Source organism: Clostridium sp. ZBS2, assembly GCF_023845855.1.
In the GTDB taxonomy this organism is placed as follows: domain Bacteria; phylum Bacillota; class Clostridia; order Clostridiales; family Clostridiaceae; genus Clostridium; species Clostridium aquiflavi.
The window spans coordinates 15,713-30,029 of the sequence record NZ_JAMQIF010000016.1 but is presented as its reverse complement, the minus strand read 5'-3'; the positions used below and the strand labels follow the sequence as shown (position 1 = coordinate 30,029).

16 protein-coding genes are annotated in these 14,317 nt (G+C 27.2%); 13 read left to right on the top strand and 3 right to left on the bottom strand.

The annotated features are described in order from the left end of the window. The first annotated feature begins 207 nt into the window (after window positions 1-207). The 7 genes from adhE to NG918_RS09495 all read left to right on the top strand — a co-directional run bounded on the left by adhE (window position 208) and on the right by NG918_RS09495 (window position 8,288). Window positions 208-2,838 carry a bifunctional acetaldehyde-CoA/alcohol dehydrogenase gene (gene adhE, locus NG918_RS09525; RefSeq protein ID WP_252225855.1) on the top strand — a complete coding sequence of 877 codons (2,631 nt, stop codon included), beginning with the start codon at window positions 208-210 and terminating at the stop codon, window positions 2,836-2,838. Between the two features lie 175 nt (window positions 2,839-3,013). Then, window positions 3,014-3,700 carry a response regulator transcription factor gene (locus tag NG918_RS09520; RefSeq protein WP_252215422.1) on the top strand — a complete coding sequence of 229 codons (687 nt, stop codon included), beginning with the start codon at window positions 3,014-3,016 and terminating at the stop codon, window positions 3,698-3,700. Further along, window positions 3,687-5,105, top strand: a complete 1,419-nt coding sequence (locus NG918_RS09515) for a sensor histidine kinase (protein WP_252225853.1) — start codon at window positions 3,687-3,689, stop codon at window positions 5,103-5,105. Before NG918_RS09520 ends, NG918_RS09515 begins: the two co-directional genes overlap by 14 nt. Window positions 5,106-5,390: 285 nt before the next feature. Further along, on the top strand, window positions 5,391-6,512 hold the full coding sequence (locus NG918_RS09510; protein WP_252225851.1) for a hypothetical protein: 1,122 nt from the start codon (window positions 5,391-5,393) through the stop codon (window positions 6,510-6,512). 249 nt (window positions 6,513-6,761) lie between these two features. Next, window positions 6,762-7,130, top strand: coding sequence for a type VII toxin-antitoxin system MntA family adenylyltransferase antitoxin (gene mntA / locus NG918_RS09505; protein ID WP_252225849.1), 369 nt, complete (start codon window positions 6,762-6,764; stop codon window positions 7,128-7,130). After that, on the top strand, window positions 7,123-7,548 hold the full coding sequence (locus NG918_RS09500) for a hypothetical protein (RefSeq protein ID WP_252215433.1): 426 nt from the start codon (window positions 7,123-7,125) through the stop codon (window positions 7,546-7,548). Before mntA ends, NG918_RS09500 begins: the two co-directional genes overlap by 8 nt. 83 nt (window positions 7,549-7,631) lie before the next feature. After that, window positions 7,632-8,288, top strand: a complete 657-nt coding sequence (locus tag NG918_RS09495; protein WP_252215436.1) for a pentapeptide repeat-containing protein — start codon at window positions 7,632-7,634, stop codon at window positions 8,286-8,288. A 26-nt stretch (window positions 8,289-8,314) separates the two neighbouring features. On the opposite strand, the gene NG918_RS09490 is transcribed toward NG918_RS09495, so the two are convergent. The 3 genes from NG918_RS09490 to NG918_RS09480 form a co-directional block, all read right to left on the bottom strand. Next, window positions 8,315-9,547 carry a cation:proton antiporter gene (locus tag NG918_RS09490; RefSeq protein WP_252215438.1) on the bottom strand — a complete coding sequence of 411 codons (1,233 nt, stop codon included), beginning with the start codon at window positions 9,545-9,547 and terminating at the stop codon, window positions 8,315-8,317. Between the two features lie 312 nt (window positions 9,548-9,859). Next, window positions 9,860-10,498, bottom strand: coding sequence for an SdpI family protein (locus NG918_RS09485; RefSeq protein ID WP_252215440.1), 639 nt, complete (start codon window positions 10,496-10,498; stop codon window positions 9,860-9,862). 4 nt (window positions 10,499-10,502) lie between these two features. Beyond that, a complete protein-coding gene (locus NG918_RS09480) occupies window positions 10,503-10,784 on the bottom strand; it encodes an autorepressor SdpR family transcription factor (protein WP_003371939.1) in 282 nt (93 codons plus the stop codon). 275 nt (window positions 10,785-11,059) lie between these two features. Here NG918_RS09480 and NG918_RS09475 point away from each other — a divergent pair, with 275 nt between their 5' ends. From NG918_RS09475 to def, 6 genes are all read left to right on the top strand, one after another. Continuing rightward, window positions 11,060-11,626, top strand: a complete 567-nt coding sequence (locus NG918_RS09475) for a DUF4303 domain-containing protein (protein WP_252225846.1) — start codon at window positions 11,060-11,062, stop codon at window positions 11,624-11,626. A 76-nt stretch (window positions 11,627-11,702) separates the two neighbouring features. Further along, the gene (locus NG918_RS09470) at window positions 11,703-12,245 is read left to right on the top strand and encodes a hypothetical protein (protein WP_252225844.1); all 543 of its coding nucleotides are present in this window, start codon (window positions 11,703-11,705) and stop codon (window positions 12,243-12,245) included. Between the two features lie 307 nt (window positions 12,246-12,552). Then, window positions 12,553-12,819: a hypothetical protein gene (locus NG918_RS09465; protein ID WP_353735864.1), complete on the top strand. Its 267-nt coding sequence runs from the start codon at window positions 12,553-12,555 to the stop codon at window positions 12,817-12,819. A 243-nt stretch (window positions 12,820-13,062) separates the two neighbouring features. Further along, window positions 13,063-13,485, top strand: a complete 423-nt coding sequence (locus NG918_RS09460) for a GNAT family N-acetyltransferase (RefSeq protein ID WP_252215448.1) — start codon at window positions 13,063-13,065, stop codon at window positions 13,483-13,485. A 112-nt stretch (window positions 13,486-13,597) separates the two neighbouring features. Beyond that, complete coding sequence (locus tag NG918_RS09455) at window positions 13,598-13,834, top strand: helix-turn-helix transcriptional regulator (protein WP_252225841.1); 237 nt, start codon at window positions 13,598-13,600, stop codon at window positions 13,832-13,834. Further along, entirely contained in the window at window positions 13,835-14,284 is a 450-nt protein-coding gene (def, locus tag NG918_RS09450; protein WP_252215453.1) for a peptide deformylase, read from the top strand. It begins immediately after the preceding gene. The last annotated feature ends 33 nt before the right edge of the window (window positions 14,285-14,317 follow it).

Below are 14,317 nucleotides of genomic sequence, written 5' to 3'. Positions count from 1 at the left end.
TTACCTATTGTATATATCAAAATACATTAAAAACAGAGCTAATAATTATATAAAAACTTTATTTTACTTGGATAATTAAAAGCAAATAATAGAACAATATATAGTGTAAATTAATTAGATTATTTAAAAATTAATAAGAAAATATAATAATATTTTATTATTTTTTTTAAAATTAAAAAAACATATTTGCTTTAGGAGGAATAAGTAATGAAGGTAACAAACCCTGAAGAATTAACTCAAAAAATTAAAGAATTAAGAGAAGCACAGAAGAAATATGCTCAGTTTACACAAGAACAAGTAGATGAAATTTTTAGGCAAGCAGCTATGGCAGCTAATGATAATAGAATTAAGTTAGCTAAGATGGCTGTAGAAGAAACCGGCATGGGTATTGTAGAAGATAAAGTTGTAAAGAATCACTTCGCAGCTGAATACATATATAATCAATACAAAGATATGAAAACTTGTGGAGTGCTTGAAGAAGATCTTACATATGGAGTTACAAAGGTTGCAGAACCAATAGGAGTTATAGCAGCTATTGTTCCAACAACAAACCCTACCTCAACAGCTATTTTTAAAACTTTAATAGCTTTAAAAACTAGAAATGCAATAATAATATCACCACATCCAAGAGCTAAAAATGCTACAATTGCAGCTGCAAAAATAGTTTTAGATGCAGCAGTTAAAGCAGGAGCACCAAGTGGAATAATTGGTTGGATAGATGAACCTTCAGTTGAATTATCTCAAAATGTTATGAGAGAATGTGACATAATCCTTGCAACAGGTGGACCTGCAATGGTTAAAGCAGCATATTCATCAGGAAGACCAGCATTAGGTGTTGGAGCAGGAAATACTCCAGCAATTATAGATGAAACAGCTCATATCAAGATGGCTGTTAACTCAATTCTTTTATCTAAGACTTTTGATAATGGAGTAATTTGTGCATCAGAACAATCACTTGTTGTATTAGATGAAGTTTATGATGAAGTTAAAAAGGAATTAGCTGCAAGAGGAGCTTATATTCTAAAAGGTGATGAAGTAGATAAAGTAAGAAAAATTATTTTAAATGAAAAGGGAGGCTTAAATGCTGATATGGTAGGCCAACCAGCATTTAAAATAGCTGCTATGGGTGGTGTTAATATTCCAGAAAGTGCAAAGGTATTAGTTGCAGAAGTTGAATCTGTAGAACTAGAAGAACCTTTCTCTCATGAAAAATTATCACCAGTACTTGCTATGTACAGAGCTAAATCTTATGAAGAGGCATTAGAAAAAGCTGATAGACTAATAATATTAGGTGGTATGGGTCACACTTCTATACTTTATACGGATGAAATAAAATGTAAAGACAGAATAGCTGCATTTGGCGCTAGAATGAAAACTGCTAGAACACTTATAAATATGCCAGCATCTCAAGGTGCTATTGGAGATTTATTTAACTTTAAGTTAGCTCCATCTTTAACTCTAGGCTGTGGTTCATGGGGTGGAAACTCAGTTTCAGAAAATGTTGGACCTAAGCATTTGATTAATGTTAAAACTGTAGCTAAAAGGAGAGAAAATATGCTTTGGTTTAGAGTTCCTGAAAAAACTTATTTTAAATATGGATGTTTACCAATAGCGTTACAAGAATTACATGATATGGGTAAGAAAAAGGCATTCATTGTAACTGATAAAGTATTATTTAATTTAGGATATACTGATAAAGTTACAGAAGTATTAGAAAGAAATAAGATTCAATATAAGATATTTTCTGAGGTTGAACCAGATCCGACTTTAAGATGTGCTAAAGCCGGAGCAAAAGAAATGTTAAGTTTTGATCCAGATGTTATAATTTCTCTTGGTGGAGGCTCAGCTATGGATGCTGCTAAAATCATGTGGGTTATGTACGAACATCCAGAAATTAGATTCGAAGACTTAGCCATGAGATTTATGGATATAAGAAAGAGAGTATTTAAATTCCCTGTTTTAGGCGAAAAAGCTATGATGGTTGCAGTTGCTACATCAGCAGGTACAGGATCAGAAGTAACACCATTTGCTGTTATAACTGATGAAGAAAGTGGAGTAAAATATCCATTAGCTGATTATGAATTAACTCCAGATATGGCTATAGTTGATGCAGAACTTATGATGACTTCTCCTAAGGGATTAACTGCTTGTGCAGGTATAGATGTATTAGTTCACTCTATAGAAGCTTATGTTTCAATAATGGCATCTGAATTTACTAATGGATTAGCTTTAGAAGCTATAAGATTAGTATTTAAATATTTACCACAAGCATATAATGAAGGTTTAACTAATATTAAAGCTAGAGAAAAAATGGCGCATGCTTCATGTATGGCAGGTATGGCATTCTCAAATGCATTCTTAGGAATTTGTCACTCAATGGCTCATAAATTAGGAGCTTTCCATCACTTACCACATGGTATGGCAAATTCATTATTATTAAATGAAGTAATAAGATTTAATGCAAGTGATGCTCCAACTAAACAAGCAGCATTTGCTCAATACAAATATCCAAATGCTGAATATAGATTTGCAAGAATTGCAGATTATTTACATTTAGGAGGAGATTCTGATGGCGAAAAAGTTGAATTATTAATTAAGGCAGTAGAAGAATTACAAAGAAAAGTTAATATGCCAATGACAATAAAAGAAGCTGGCGTAAGTGAAGATAAATTCTATAATTCACTAGATGAAATGGTTGAGCAAGCATTTGATGATCAATGTACTGGAGCTAACCCAAGATATCCATTAATGAGTGAAATAAAAGAAATGTATATAAATGCTTATGGAATTAAACCCCAAAAACAAGAAATAGATAAAAAAAAGAATAAAAAGAAATAATAGATTAAAATAAAAAGTTAAAAATTACGAATCTAGACTATATAATACCTCGGTAGAAATATCGGGGTATTTTTATTCATTAGAAAGTTATAATTAAGTCAAATAATAAAGGATAAAAAAATATTTTTGATTATGTTATTATAGTAATAAAAACTAAAGATAAGAAGGTGTAATTATGGATATCAAAATTCTTATAGCAGAGGATGATAGAGTCTTTAGAGAACTTATATGTGATATTGTAAGAAAAGAAGGATACATACCAGTGGAAGCTTGTGATGGCAAACAAGCAATAGATATCTTTTTTAGTTCAAAGGATATTGATCTTATTATATTAGATGTAATGATGCCTATATATGATGGCTTAGAAGTCCTTAAAGAAATTAGGGAATATTCAGATGTGCCTATAATAATGCTTACAGCCTTGGGAGATGAAAAACATGAGGTTATTGGACTTAAAAAAGGTGCAGATGATTATATTGCAAAGCCTTTTAGTTATGAAATATTTATTGCTCGAATTAACACAATTGTAAGAAAATTAAAGAAAAAAAACTTTTATCAAGTAATTCAAGGAAAGATAAAAGTAAATCAAGAAACACATAAAGTAATAGTAGATAATGTGGAAGTTAAGTTAAACCATAAAGAATATAATATTCTAATTTGTTTTATAAAAAATAGTGAAAGAGTATTATCACGTGATCAAATATTAAATAAAGTATGGGGATATGACTTTTGTGGAGATGCAAGAACTGTAGATACACATATAAAAACTTTAAGGGCTAAACTTTTAGACTGTGGAAAATATATAAAGACAGTACGAGGTAGTGGATATATGTTTGAAGGAAAAGACAATGAAAACAATTAGGACAAAGTTACTTTTCATATTTACAGTAGTTATGATTTTTTTAGTTCTATGTGGGATATTTTTAAATTCAATATTTTTAGAATCATATTATATTTATAAAAATAAAAGAATTTTTCTATCAATGAATGAAAAAATTAGTAATAAGTATATTGATGATAAAGAAAATATAGATGAGTATATAAATATGATAGATAGTATTGATAATATAAGAACTATTATTGTTAATGAAAATCTTAACATAGAACATAATTCTTTTCCTAAAAAAGAACCTAATAAAGATAGAGGGTTATCTAAAGAAATCAAACAAACTATTTTAGAAAATGAAGATAAACTTTCAAATAAATATGTATATTATATTGAGCAAAAACATGATGACAATATGAATAAATTAATTTTTATTTCACGAATGAATAATGGGAAATTTATTATTTTAAATAAATCTCTTAAGGGTATTTATGAGAGTGCCTCAATAGCAAATCAATTTTATATGTTTGCAGCAGCAATAGTAATTGCTATTGGAGGTATATTTATACTTATTTTTTCAAAAAAGATAACAAAACCAATTATAGAAATGAGTAATGTTGCAGAAAATATATCAAATCTTAACTTTGATAAACGTGTAGATATTAATTTACACGATGAAATTGGAAATTTAGGAAAAAGCATTAATAAAATTTCTGAAAAATTAAGCACTAGTATAAATGAACTTAAGCAAGATGTAGAGAAACGAAAACAACTTGTAAGGGATATGTCCCATGAATTAAAAACTCCAATAGGTATAATTAAAGGATATGCTGAAGGACTTAAATATGGTGTGGCTTATGATAAGGAAAAGATGGATACGTATTGTTCAGTTCTAGTTGAAGAATGCGACAGGATGGATAAACTGGTACAGGAACTTTTAAATCATTCTATGATGGAATCTGGAATGGTTAAAATAAATAAGACGAGTTTGGATATTAGTGATCTTATATCTAATATAGTAGAACGATTTAATCAAACATTTATTGATAAATGCATTGATTTTGATTTAAAGTGCGTAAATAATTATGTGATATCTGCTGATAGCCATATGCTAGAAAAAGCTGTAAATAATTTTATTACAAATGCTATTGATCATGTAGATGAAAGAAGAATTATTGAATTAACTGTTGAAAATAAAGAAGATGGAATAAAAATAAATGTTTTTAACACAGGAAGCCACATACAAATGAAAGATTTAGAAAAAATTTGGGATGTATATTATAAGGTGGATAAAGCAAGGGGTAGAACATATGGAGGTCATGGATTAGGATTATCAATTGTAAAATTAATAGTAGAGTTTCATGGAGGTACAACTGAAGTGAAAAATACAGAAGATGGTGTAATTTTTTCTCTTGAAATACCAAATTGTATTATAAATTAGATAAATAAAGACTTTAAATAAAATTCGTCAAATGAATTGTCAAAAAATTATTTTAAAAAAGTGTATTTATTTAATGAACTAAAAAAATAAACGCTTTATACTTGTTTCTGTTAATGAAGATTTTCAAGATATTTCTAATATAAATTGAAAGTTGTAGCAAAAAGTATATTATTTATAGATTTCACATAAATTTCACAAAAAAGTTTTATTATATATTTAAATTAATCATTAACGAATGCGTTTAAATTCAAATCAGTAAAATAATGGATTAAAGGAGAGAAAATTATGAAAAAAAATAAAATATTAGCAATTTCTGTTGCAACTATAATGACAATGTCAACTGTTGTTCCAGTATTTGCAAGTGAAATTATATCTCAAGATGTAACTACTGGTATAAGTGTAGCTGAAACTACTTTGCCAGGGGTACCAACTACCGGAACAACAACTGAGGCAAGTGTTGAATCAACTATTGAATCAGATACTTATAATAATATTGATGGTGATGTTGAAGCAAATGTAGAAACAGATGAAGAAGTACAACAAATTAGTGAAACAGAAATAAATGCAAAGTTAGTTCAAAGAGCAACAGAACTTGGCGTTGATATAACAGGATTATCAAATGAAGATGCAAGAACTAAGATAAGAGAAGCATTAGCATTACAACTTGGAATCGATATAACAGGATTATCAAAAGAAGAAATACAAGCTAAAATAAAAGCTGTTATGCACGAAAATAAATTAAATACACCAGAAGGTATTACAAAAATAGCTGAAAAACTTGGTGTTGATATAACAGGATTATCAAAAGAAGATGCAAAAGCTAAAATAAAATCAGCTATGGAAGCAAAACAGCTTGCAAAACTTACTGAAACAGCTACAAAACTTGGAATAGATGTTACAGGATTATCAAAAGAAGATTTAAAAGCTAAAATAAAAGCAACTATTGATGAGAATAACTTAAATACACCAGAAAGACTTGCAAAGATAGCTACAAAACTTGGTGTAGATATAACAGGATTATCAAAAGAAGATGCAAAAGCTAAAGTAAAAGCAGCTATTGAAGCAAAACAGCTTGCAAAATTTGCTGAAAGAGCTACAAAACTTGGAATAGATGTTACAGGATTATCAAAGGAAGATTTAAAAACTAAAATAAAAGCAGTTATTGAGGCAAAAGAGCTAACAAAAGTTACTGAAAAAGCTGCAAATTTAGGAGTAGATATCACAGGACTTACTAATAAAGAAGCAAAAGATAAAATTAAAGAAGTTCAGAAAGAAACAAGGGAAACAACAAAGCAAGCTCACAAAGAAACAAAGGAAACAATGAAGGAAGCTCGCAAACAAGTAAAAGAAACAATGAAGGAAAATCATAAAGAAAAAAAAGAAACTCATAAAGCAGGAAAAAAATAAAATAAAAAGAAATAAATAAGTACATTAAGGACTATTTACAAATTTAAAGTAGCTAGTCTTTTGGTACTGTATAAGTGTAGATGAAAATCGTAGAAATATGATTTAAACATCTACACTTATTTTTTGTGTATAAAAATGTAAAAATAAAATATTAATTTGTAGTAGATATGCCTATAATATATAATAAAGATAATATATTTTAAATCTAGTGGCTTAGTATACACTAGATATAATATGGTGGTGAGTATGATGGATTTAAATAAAGCTGTATCTAATATAATTAGCAATCATAATATTGAATGTGTGGGATTGTTTGGAAGTAGAGCAAGAGGAGATTATTTAGATAGCTCAGATTATGATATATTTATAATAGCAGATATAAGTATGGAAGAAGAGTTAGAAATTGAAGCAGAGTTAGAACAACTATTAGACAATAATATTGATGTAATAAATTTGAAAGAAGATATGGATAGAATTTTATTGAAAAATATAGTTAATGAGGGCACTATTCTTTATAATAAAAATAATGCATTTGAAAATATATATCGATTCGTTGAAAATTTTTTTATAGAAAATAGTGATTTTTTAAAATTAAGGGAGAGAGATTTACTTGATTAATAGAGATAGAATTATAAAATTATTAAAAGATTTTAAAGAATGGAGTATAGACTTTCGTGAATGCTTAAATTCTTTGGAAAATTGTGATGATGAGATTTTAAAAAAAGTATTATATCATAGTGTTCGAGCTTATTTTTTAGATTTTCATATATTATGTGAAGACTATATTTCTATTAATTTAAAAGATATAAACAAATATAAAATTGACATTTCTGCAATAGAAGGAATGGAAGTAATTAAAGAAAACAATAGAATAAGTGAAGATTTCTTCAAATTTTACTGTGTGTCTAGAAGGTATAGAAATAGATTAGCGCATAGATATAAAATGCCAAAAGATGAAGAAATTTTATTAAATATGAAAAGTAATTTAAAATTTATTGATGAACTTGAACTAAGCATAAAAAATAATATAAATTAAAAATATATATTATTTTACTACAACTGTGTTTGAAACTATGCTATCATATATTGAAATAATAAATAGAAGAGATGGATGAATGAATGGATAAAAATAAAAAACCAAGTATTGGATTAAACTATAATAAGGCAATAAAACAAAACAAAAATTTTATGTATAATGATTTAAAAAGAAGTAACTGTTATAATTGTGATTTCACAGGATCAAATTTCAATTTTACAAGTTTTAGAGGAGCTCACTTTAAAGACTGTAATTTTTTTGAATGTACATTTAAGTCTGCTGAGTTCGTAGGAAGTAATCTTAAGAAAAGTAGATTTAAAAGAGCAAAATTCGAAGATACTGTATTTGAAGGTGCAAATTTAAGTGGAGCAGATTTTAGAGATGCAAAATTTAAAAATGTAATATTTGTAGGAACTGATTTAAGTACTGCAAAAAATTTAGAATTTGATAAATCAGCAGTTAGAATATTTGAAGAAGCACCAGCAATTGATATAAGTGAAAATCTAAAAAAAGCTATAGATTCAGCACTAGAAAATGAAAAAATAAAAAGATCAAGACTTTTGGATAATAAAGATGGAGATATTAACACTTTAAGCATAATGATTCTTTTAGAAAAATTTAATGAGAAAAGTTTAATATCAGGCTTGAAAATTCTTTGTGATAGAGCAGATAGAGATTTTTGTACATTGAGTTACATAATAAAATCTATACAAACATATCAAAAAGAAGGTATATTATAAAATAAAAGCGTGGCATAACCACGCTTTTATTTTATAGTAGAATTAGTAGTAATGACATTTTTAGTGCTTTTGAGTTTATTAAATTTGTCTGAAAATACTATTTTTAAAAGTAAGGGTGTAATTACTGTTGTTACAATTATCATTATTATCATAGGACCAAAAAATACAGATGACATTAGTCCTAAGGCAGCACCCTTATTTGCAACTATCAAAGCGACCTCACCTCTTGATACCATTCCAGTGCCTATTTGAATAGATTCTAAAGAAGAAAATTTACATAATTTAGCAGCAGCTCCACAACCTATAATTTTAGTTAAAATAGCAACTATTACAAGAACTATAGAAAATATAATCATTGATAAAGTCATTGCTGGTAATTTAAATTTTATTCCTATACTTGCAAAAAATACAGGTGAAAGGAACATATAAGAAAGTGTTTCAAAGCGCGAAGCTATATATTTAGAGTAAGTAGTTTTTGAAATTATAAGTCCGGCTATAAATGCACCAGTTATATCAGCAACTCCAAAAAATACTTCTGCACAGTAAGAAAGTATTAAGCAATATACAAAAGAAAGTATTACAAATCTACGCATACCTTTACCATGTTTTAACTGAACATTTGAAAAGAATTTATAAAATATAAAACAACAAATAGCTGCAAAAACAAAGAAAGCGAAAATTTTAAATAAAACCACCCAAACATTTACATTTGAATCTGCAAAACTTGTAACTATAGTAAGTGCAATTATGCCTAAAATATCATCTATAATTGCAGCACCTAAAATTGCACTGCCAACATTTGTGCTAAGCTTGCCCATTTCTTTTAAAGTTTCAACAGTTATGCTAACAGAAGTGGCAGTAAGTATAACTCCAATGAATATATTTTGTAATATTATACTTGAAGATGCATCTGAAATAGAAGGGTCATTATTAAAGAAAAAGCTAACTAAAAACCCGCCAATAAGAGGTATAAGAACACCTATTAAAGCAATAATAAATGAAGAATGTCTACTTTTCTTTAACTCGTTTATATCAGTTTCAAGACCGGCGCAAAACATTAAGACAATTACTCCAATCTCAGAAAGTTGTGTTATAAACTCTGTTTCATTTAAAAGATTAAAAACGGTAGGACCAAAAAGTACACCAGCCATTAAAGCTCCAACAACTTGTGGAAGTTGGAATCTTTTATTTGCAATACCTAAAACTTTTGTAGTTAACAGTATTAAGGCTAAATCAAATAAAAAATCATAAGAATTCATAATAATATCCTCTCTTTCTAAATTGAAATATTAAATAAAAACTCCTATATATAGTATATGATATTATTGGAAATAGTACTAATTAGTATAAAAGATTAAGAAAATGTTTTATAAATTATATAATAAGGTGATATTTATTTTATAATATTTATACAAAAATGTAATGAAATTTAAAGCATAAAGAAAGATAAGATTGTAAAATTCGTTAATTATAAAATTGAAATTGTTAATAGGTATAGTATTATATAAAGCAAATAAAAAAGATCAGGTTTTTAAAATTAAAGCCTGATCTTTTTTATGTTTAAAATTAACTTATACTGTTTTAGAATAAAAATAACTTGCTATTATTGGAATTATACCTGCAACAAATATTGAAATCATTAAAATTATAAACTGTATATTTCCTTCAAAAAATAATGAACTTATCATTATAGCTAGTCCTGATAATACAAATAATTTTCCACCTAATCTATGAGTTTTTTTCCAAGTATCTTCATTAGTTAATGTCCAAGGCGTTTTAATTCCAAAGAAAAAGTTACTCTTGGATTTTGGAAGATAATTTCCAATTACAATAAATAATAAACCAACCATAAATGGGATAACTTTATTTATTGGAACGTTGTATCCTAGTGATGATATTATAACTACAATATGTAAAATAAAAAAGAAAGTTACCATAACATTTGTGATAATAGTATAACTTGTATTAAATTTTGAATAATTGTTTCTTTTAGGATCAATTTTAGGAGTAAATAACATCCCACCCCATATAAAAAGCATAATTAAAGGTGGTAAAAAAGCTGCAAATAGTTTAGGACCATAGTTGTCAATTTCACCAGCTGTATTCCAATGTATAGGCATTTCATTAGGTAGTTTATTGTATAATACAATACTTACTAAAAATGCAAGAGTTATTAATGTAATATTATAAATACTAGTTTTATTTTTCATTAGTTTATTCCTTTCCTTCATTAGTATTACCTAAAAATGATATGAACCATTTTACAACATCCTCAAAAACAGATGTATTTAGTGAGTAATATATATATTGACCTTTTCTTTCATCACTTACTAGTCCAGCTTGCTTGAGAATACTTAAATGATGAGATATACTAGGCTTGGTAATTTGAAAATAATCGGCAATATCACCAGCAGTCATATCTTTTTCATTTAGTAGATCTAAAATTTTTCTTCTTGTGTTATCAGAAAGAGCTTTAAAAGCATCATTAAATGACAAGTAATCACTCCTTTCAATAAATTAGATATTTAGATAATTATCTAAATATCTAATAAGAATATACACGAAATATATATATTTATCAATAGATATATTTTAGTGGAAATTCCATATAAATGAAAAATAAAATCTATATTTAGCATTAACTATGGTAAAATAGAAAATAAAATGTTGTTTAAGGAGAATATGGCTATGTTTAAGTAGCGTGGGTGATATATGCATAAGCAAAGCTTAATATTAAAATTTCATGAGATATATGAGAAAGGGTGACTGTGATGAATTTTGATTTTAATGAATTTAAACAAAATATTATTTTGGCTACAAAAAGTGCTTTTTTAGAAATTGTAAAAACTAATAAAGAGGATACTGTATATGCTTTTTCATTAAATTGTTCAGCTGATGTTAGATCAATTGGAATTATAGCAAATACAAAGAGTGCACTTAATGATATTGTCGATGGATCTGATAATGATTTTTGGTATTATAGATTTTGCCCAGAAGAATGGAAAATTTGGAATGGTGCAGATGATAAATTTTATAGAATTGGAAACAAATTAAAAGCGTTTCAAGAGGACAATAAAGATAGAATAAGTGATTCAGAGACTAATGTTTATACATATTTTTTTCAGGAATTTAGAGAAAAAATTTTTGATGTATGTATAGATGCATTATTAGAATTAAAAGAAGAAGAATTTTTTGCAAATAACTCAAAAGAAGGTATCGAACTTAATTTTTGGGTTAGTGAGTTTTTGGATGAAGAAGAATCTATAGATATATTTAGTAAGCTAAATGATAAAAATACAGTAGACGAGTATAAAGAACATATAGAAGAAATTTTATAAAATATTATAAATAAAAGTTGTTTACTATGTATTTAAGAAATTTATTGATAATTATAATTTTATATGAGGAGAAAGTATGAATATATTTAACGGAAAAAAAGAAGTGAATATTGAAATTGGTGAAGTAAAAGAGGGCCTAGTTGATTATTCAAAATCAATTGAAGAATTAACGATATATTATGATGAACAATTAGAATTAATTAAACAAGGAACAAATGAATTAGCTACTTTAGAACTAATGATGCTTGGTTATGGAATTGATTTTATTGAATGGATTAAAGAAGTATTTAAAATAGAACTTACATTAGGTGAGGACAGTCTAAGTGAATTTGATACAGTACTAGAAGATATATATCAAATGTATATAAAAAATGGATTAAGAGAAGAAGTACTTAATGATCTATTAAAAAAATGCAGTGGATATTTTGGCCTTGTGATTCTTTCAAATTATAAAGGGAACTGGGCAGATTCTAATTTAGGCCCAGCGATTCAAGTAAATGGAGTTAATGCATTTGTGTACAATTGTATAGGAAGAAGAATGCAGAGTAATGAAGATAGTGATATAATAGCATTCTATTATGCTTTAGGCGAAAGCTTAGATAAAAATTTCTTAATGTAAACTAATTATATATTAGAAGTAATGTATAATAGTGAAATTATGTAATTAAAGATTTTTATATTACAAAAGTGGATGATACTACATGTACTTAGTAAGTGTATGTTTAGCAAGAACTAATTGTAGATATAATGGAACAAATAGAGAGAAACACAATAGAACATTTTCCTTATAGATGAATATTATAGTATTCGAAAGGAGATGTTTAAAAATGAATTTAGAAAAAGATTGTTGTTATAGAAATTTTCGGGATTTACAGATGTTACAAGATAAATGTAAAAGGTACTTATACTATCACATTACTTTAACAATGACAGAGGGCAGTACAGTTGATGGAATTATTGAAAGTGTAGATATGGATTACATTAATGTGTTGGTTGGTGAGGATGTAATGGAACCAGAAAATGAAAATCAAATTGATCAACAAAGGCAGTATTATGGTTATAATCGTCCACGAAGATTTAGACGTTTTAAGCGTAAATCGATTCCATTTGCTACTTTAGCAGCAGTATCATTATTACCTTATCCTTACCTTATCCAACCACCATATCCATATTATCCATACTATCCCTATTAGTTATATACTATAATTAAGTAGAGTGTTTACAGTGTTGAATTAAAATATAATTATATAAGTGCAGGTGCTTAATCAAGTATATATGATTAGTACTTGCACTTATTTTTATTTTGCATAATATAAAATGATATAATAAATTATTATAACTAAGAGATGAATTTATTGAAATTGTACTTGCATCTTACCTAAGGTAAGGAATTATACTATAGTTAATTCATATTGTGATTTTAAGGAGATGATAAAATGGAATTAAGAATTCAATATAACTGTTTAAATATTAATTGGAATTATGTATCTGAAATATTGAAAAAGGTTGGAATGGCATATTTTGATCAAGAGGTGCATAAAAAAGCATTTGAAAATAGTCACACTGTTGTTTTTGTTTTTGACAATAATGAACTTATTGGTTTTGGACGTGCAATTTCAGATGGAATCTATCAAGCTGCAATCTATGATGTAGCAGTATTACCAGAATATCAAGGGAAAAATGTTGGTAGAACAATTGTTAATAGCATTATGAAATGTCTACCACAATGTAGTTTTATATTATATGCTTCACCTGGTAAAGAAAGTTTTTATGAAAAACTAAACTTTAAAAAAATGAAAACAGGAATGGCATTATTTTATAATGCAGAAAAAATGAAAATAAAAGGTTTTATTGAATAAACTAAAATGCGCCATTTATAGAAACGGTTTTATTATTGTAATGTTAGCTTGACATATAGATAAGATAAAAATATACTTATAAGTAAGGCAAACATTACAGAGGTGAGTGTAAGTGAAAAATCGATTAAAAGAATTTCGTGAAGCAAATAAATTAACTCAAGAACAATTGGGAAAACTTGTAGGGACATCAAGACAAGCTATAAATGCTATTGAAACAGAAAAATATGAACCATCAATATGGTTAGCATATGATATTTCAAAGGTATTTAATTGTTCAATAGAAGAAGTTTTTCTTTTTGAGGAAAGTAAAAGAAAATCAAGAGCAGATCAAAGTAGGGGTGTGATTTAAATGGCATTAAGACAAATTAGACTTTTTGATGATCCTATTCTTAGGAAGAAAAGTAAACAAGTTGAAGTTGTAGATGATAAGATAAGAGATATACTAAATGATATGGTAGAGACTATGTATAATACAGAAAATGGTGGAGGTTTGGCAGCACCACAAGTAGGTATACTAAAAAGATTAGTTGTAATAGATATGGGACAAGGCCTTATTAAACTGATTAATCCAAGGATAATTAAAAAGGAAGGAAGTCAACAAGTTATAGAGGGATGTTTAAGTAATCCCAATGTATTTGGAAAACTAAAAAGACCATATGAAGTAATAGTACAAGCACTAAATGAAAATGGGGAAGAAATTCAATTGACAGGTACGGGAGATTTAGCAAAATGTTTCTGTCATGAAATTGACCATTTAGAGGGCATTTTGTTTACTGATTTAGTTACTGAATATATATAATAAATATTAAATTTTAAAATACCACATTATTAA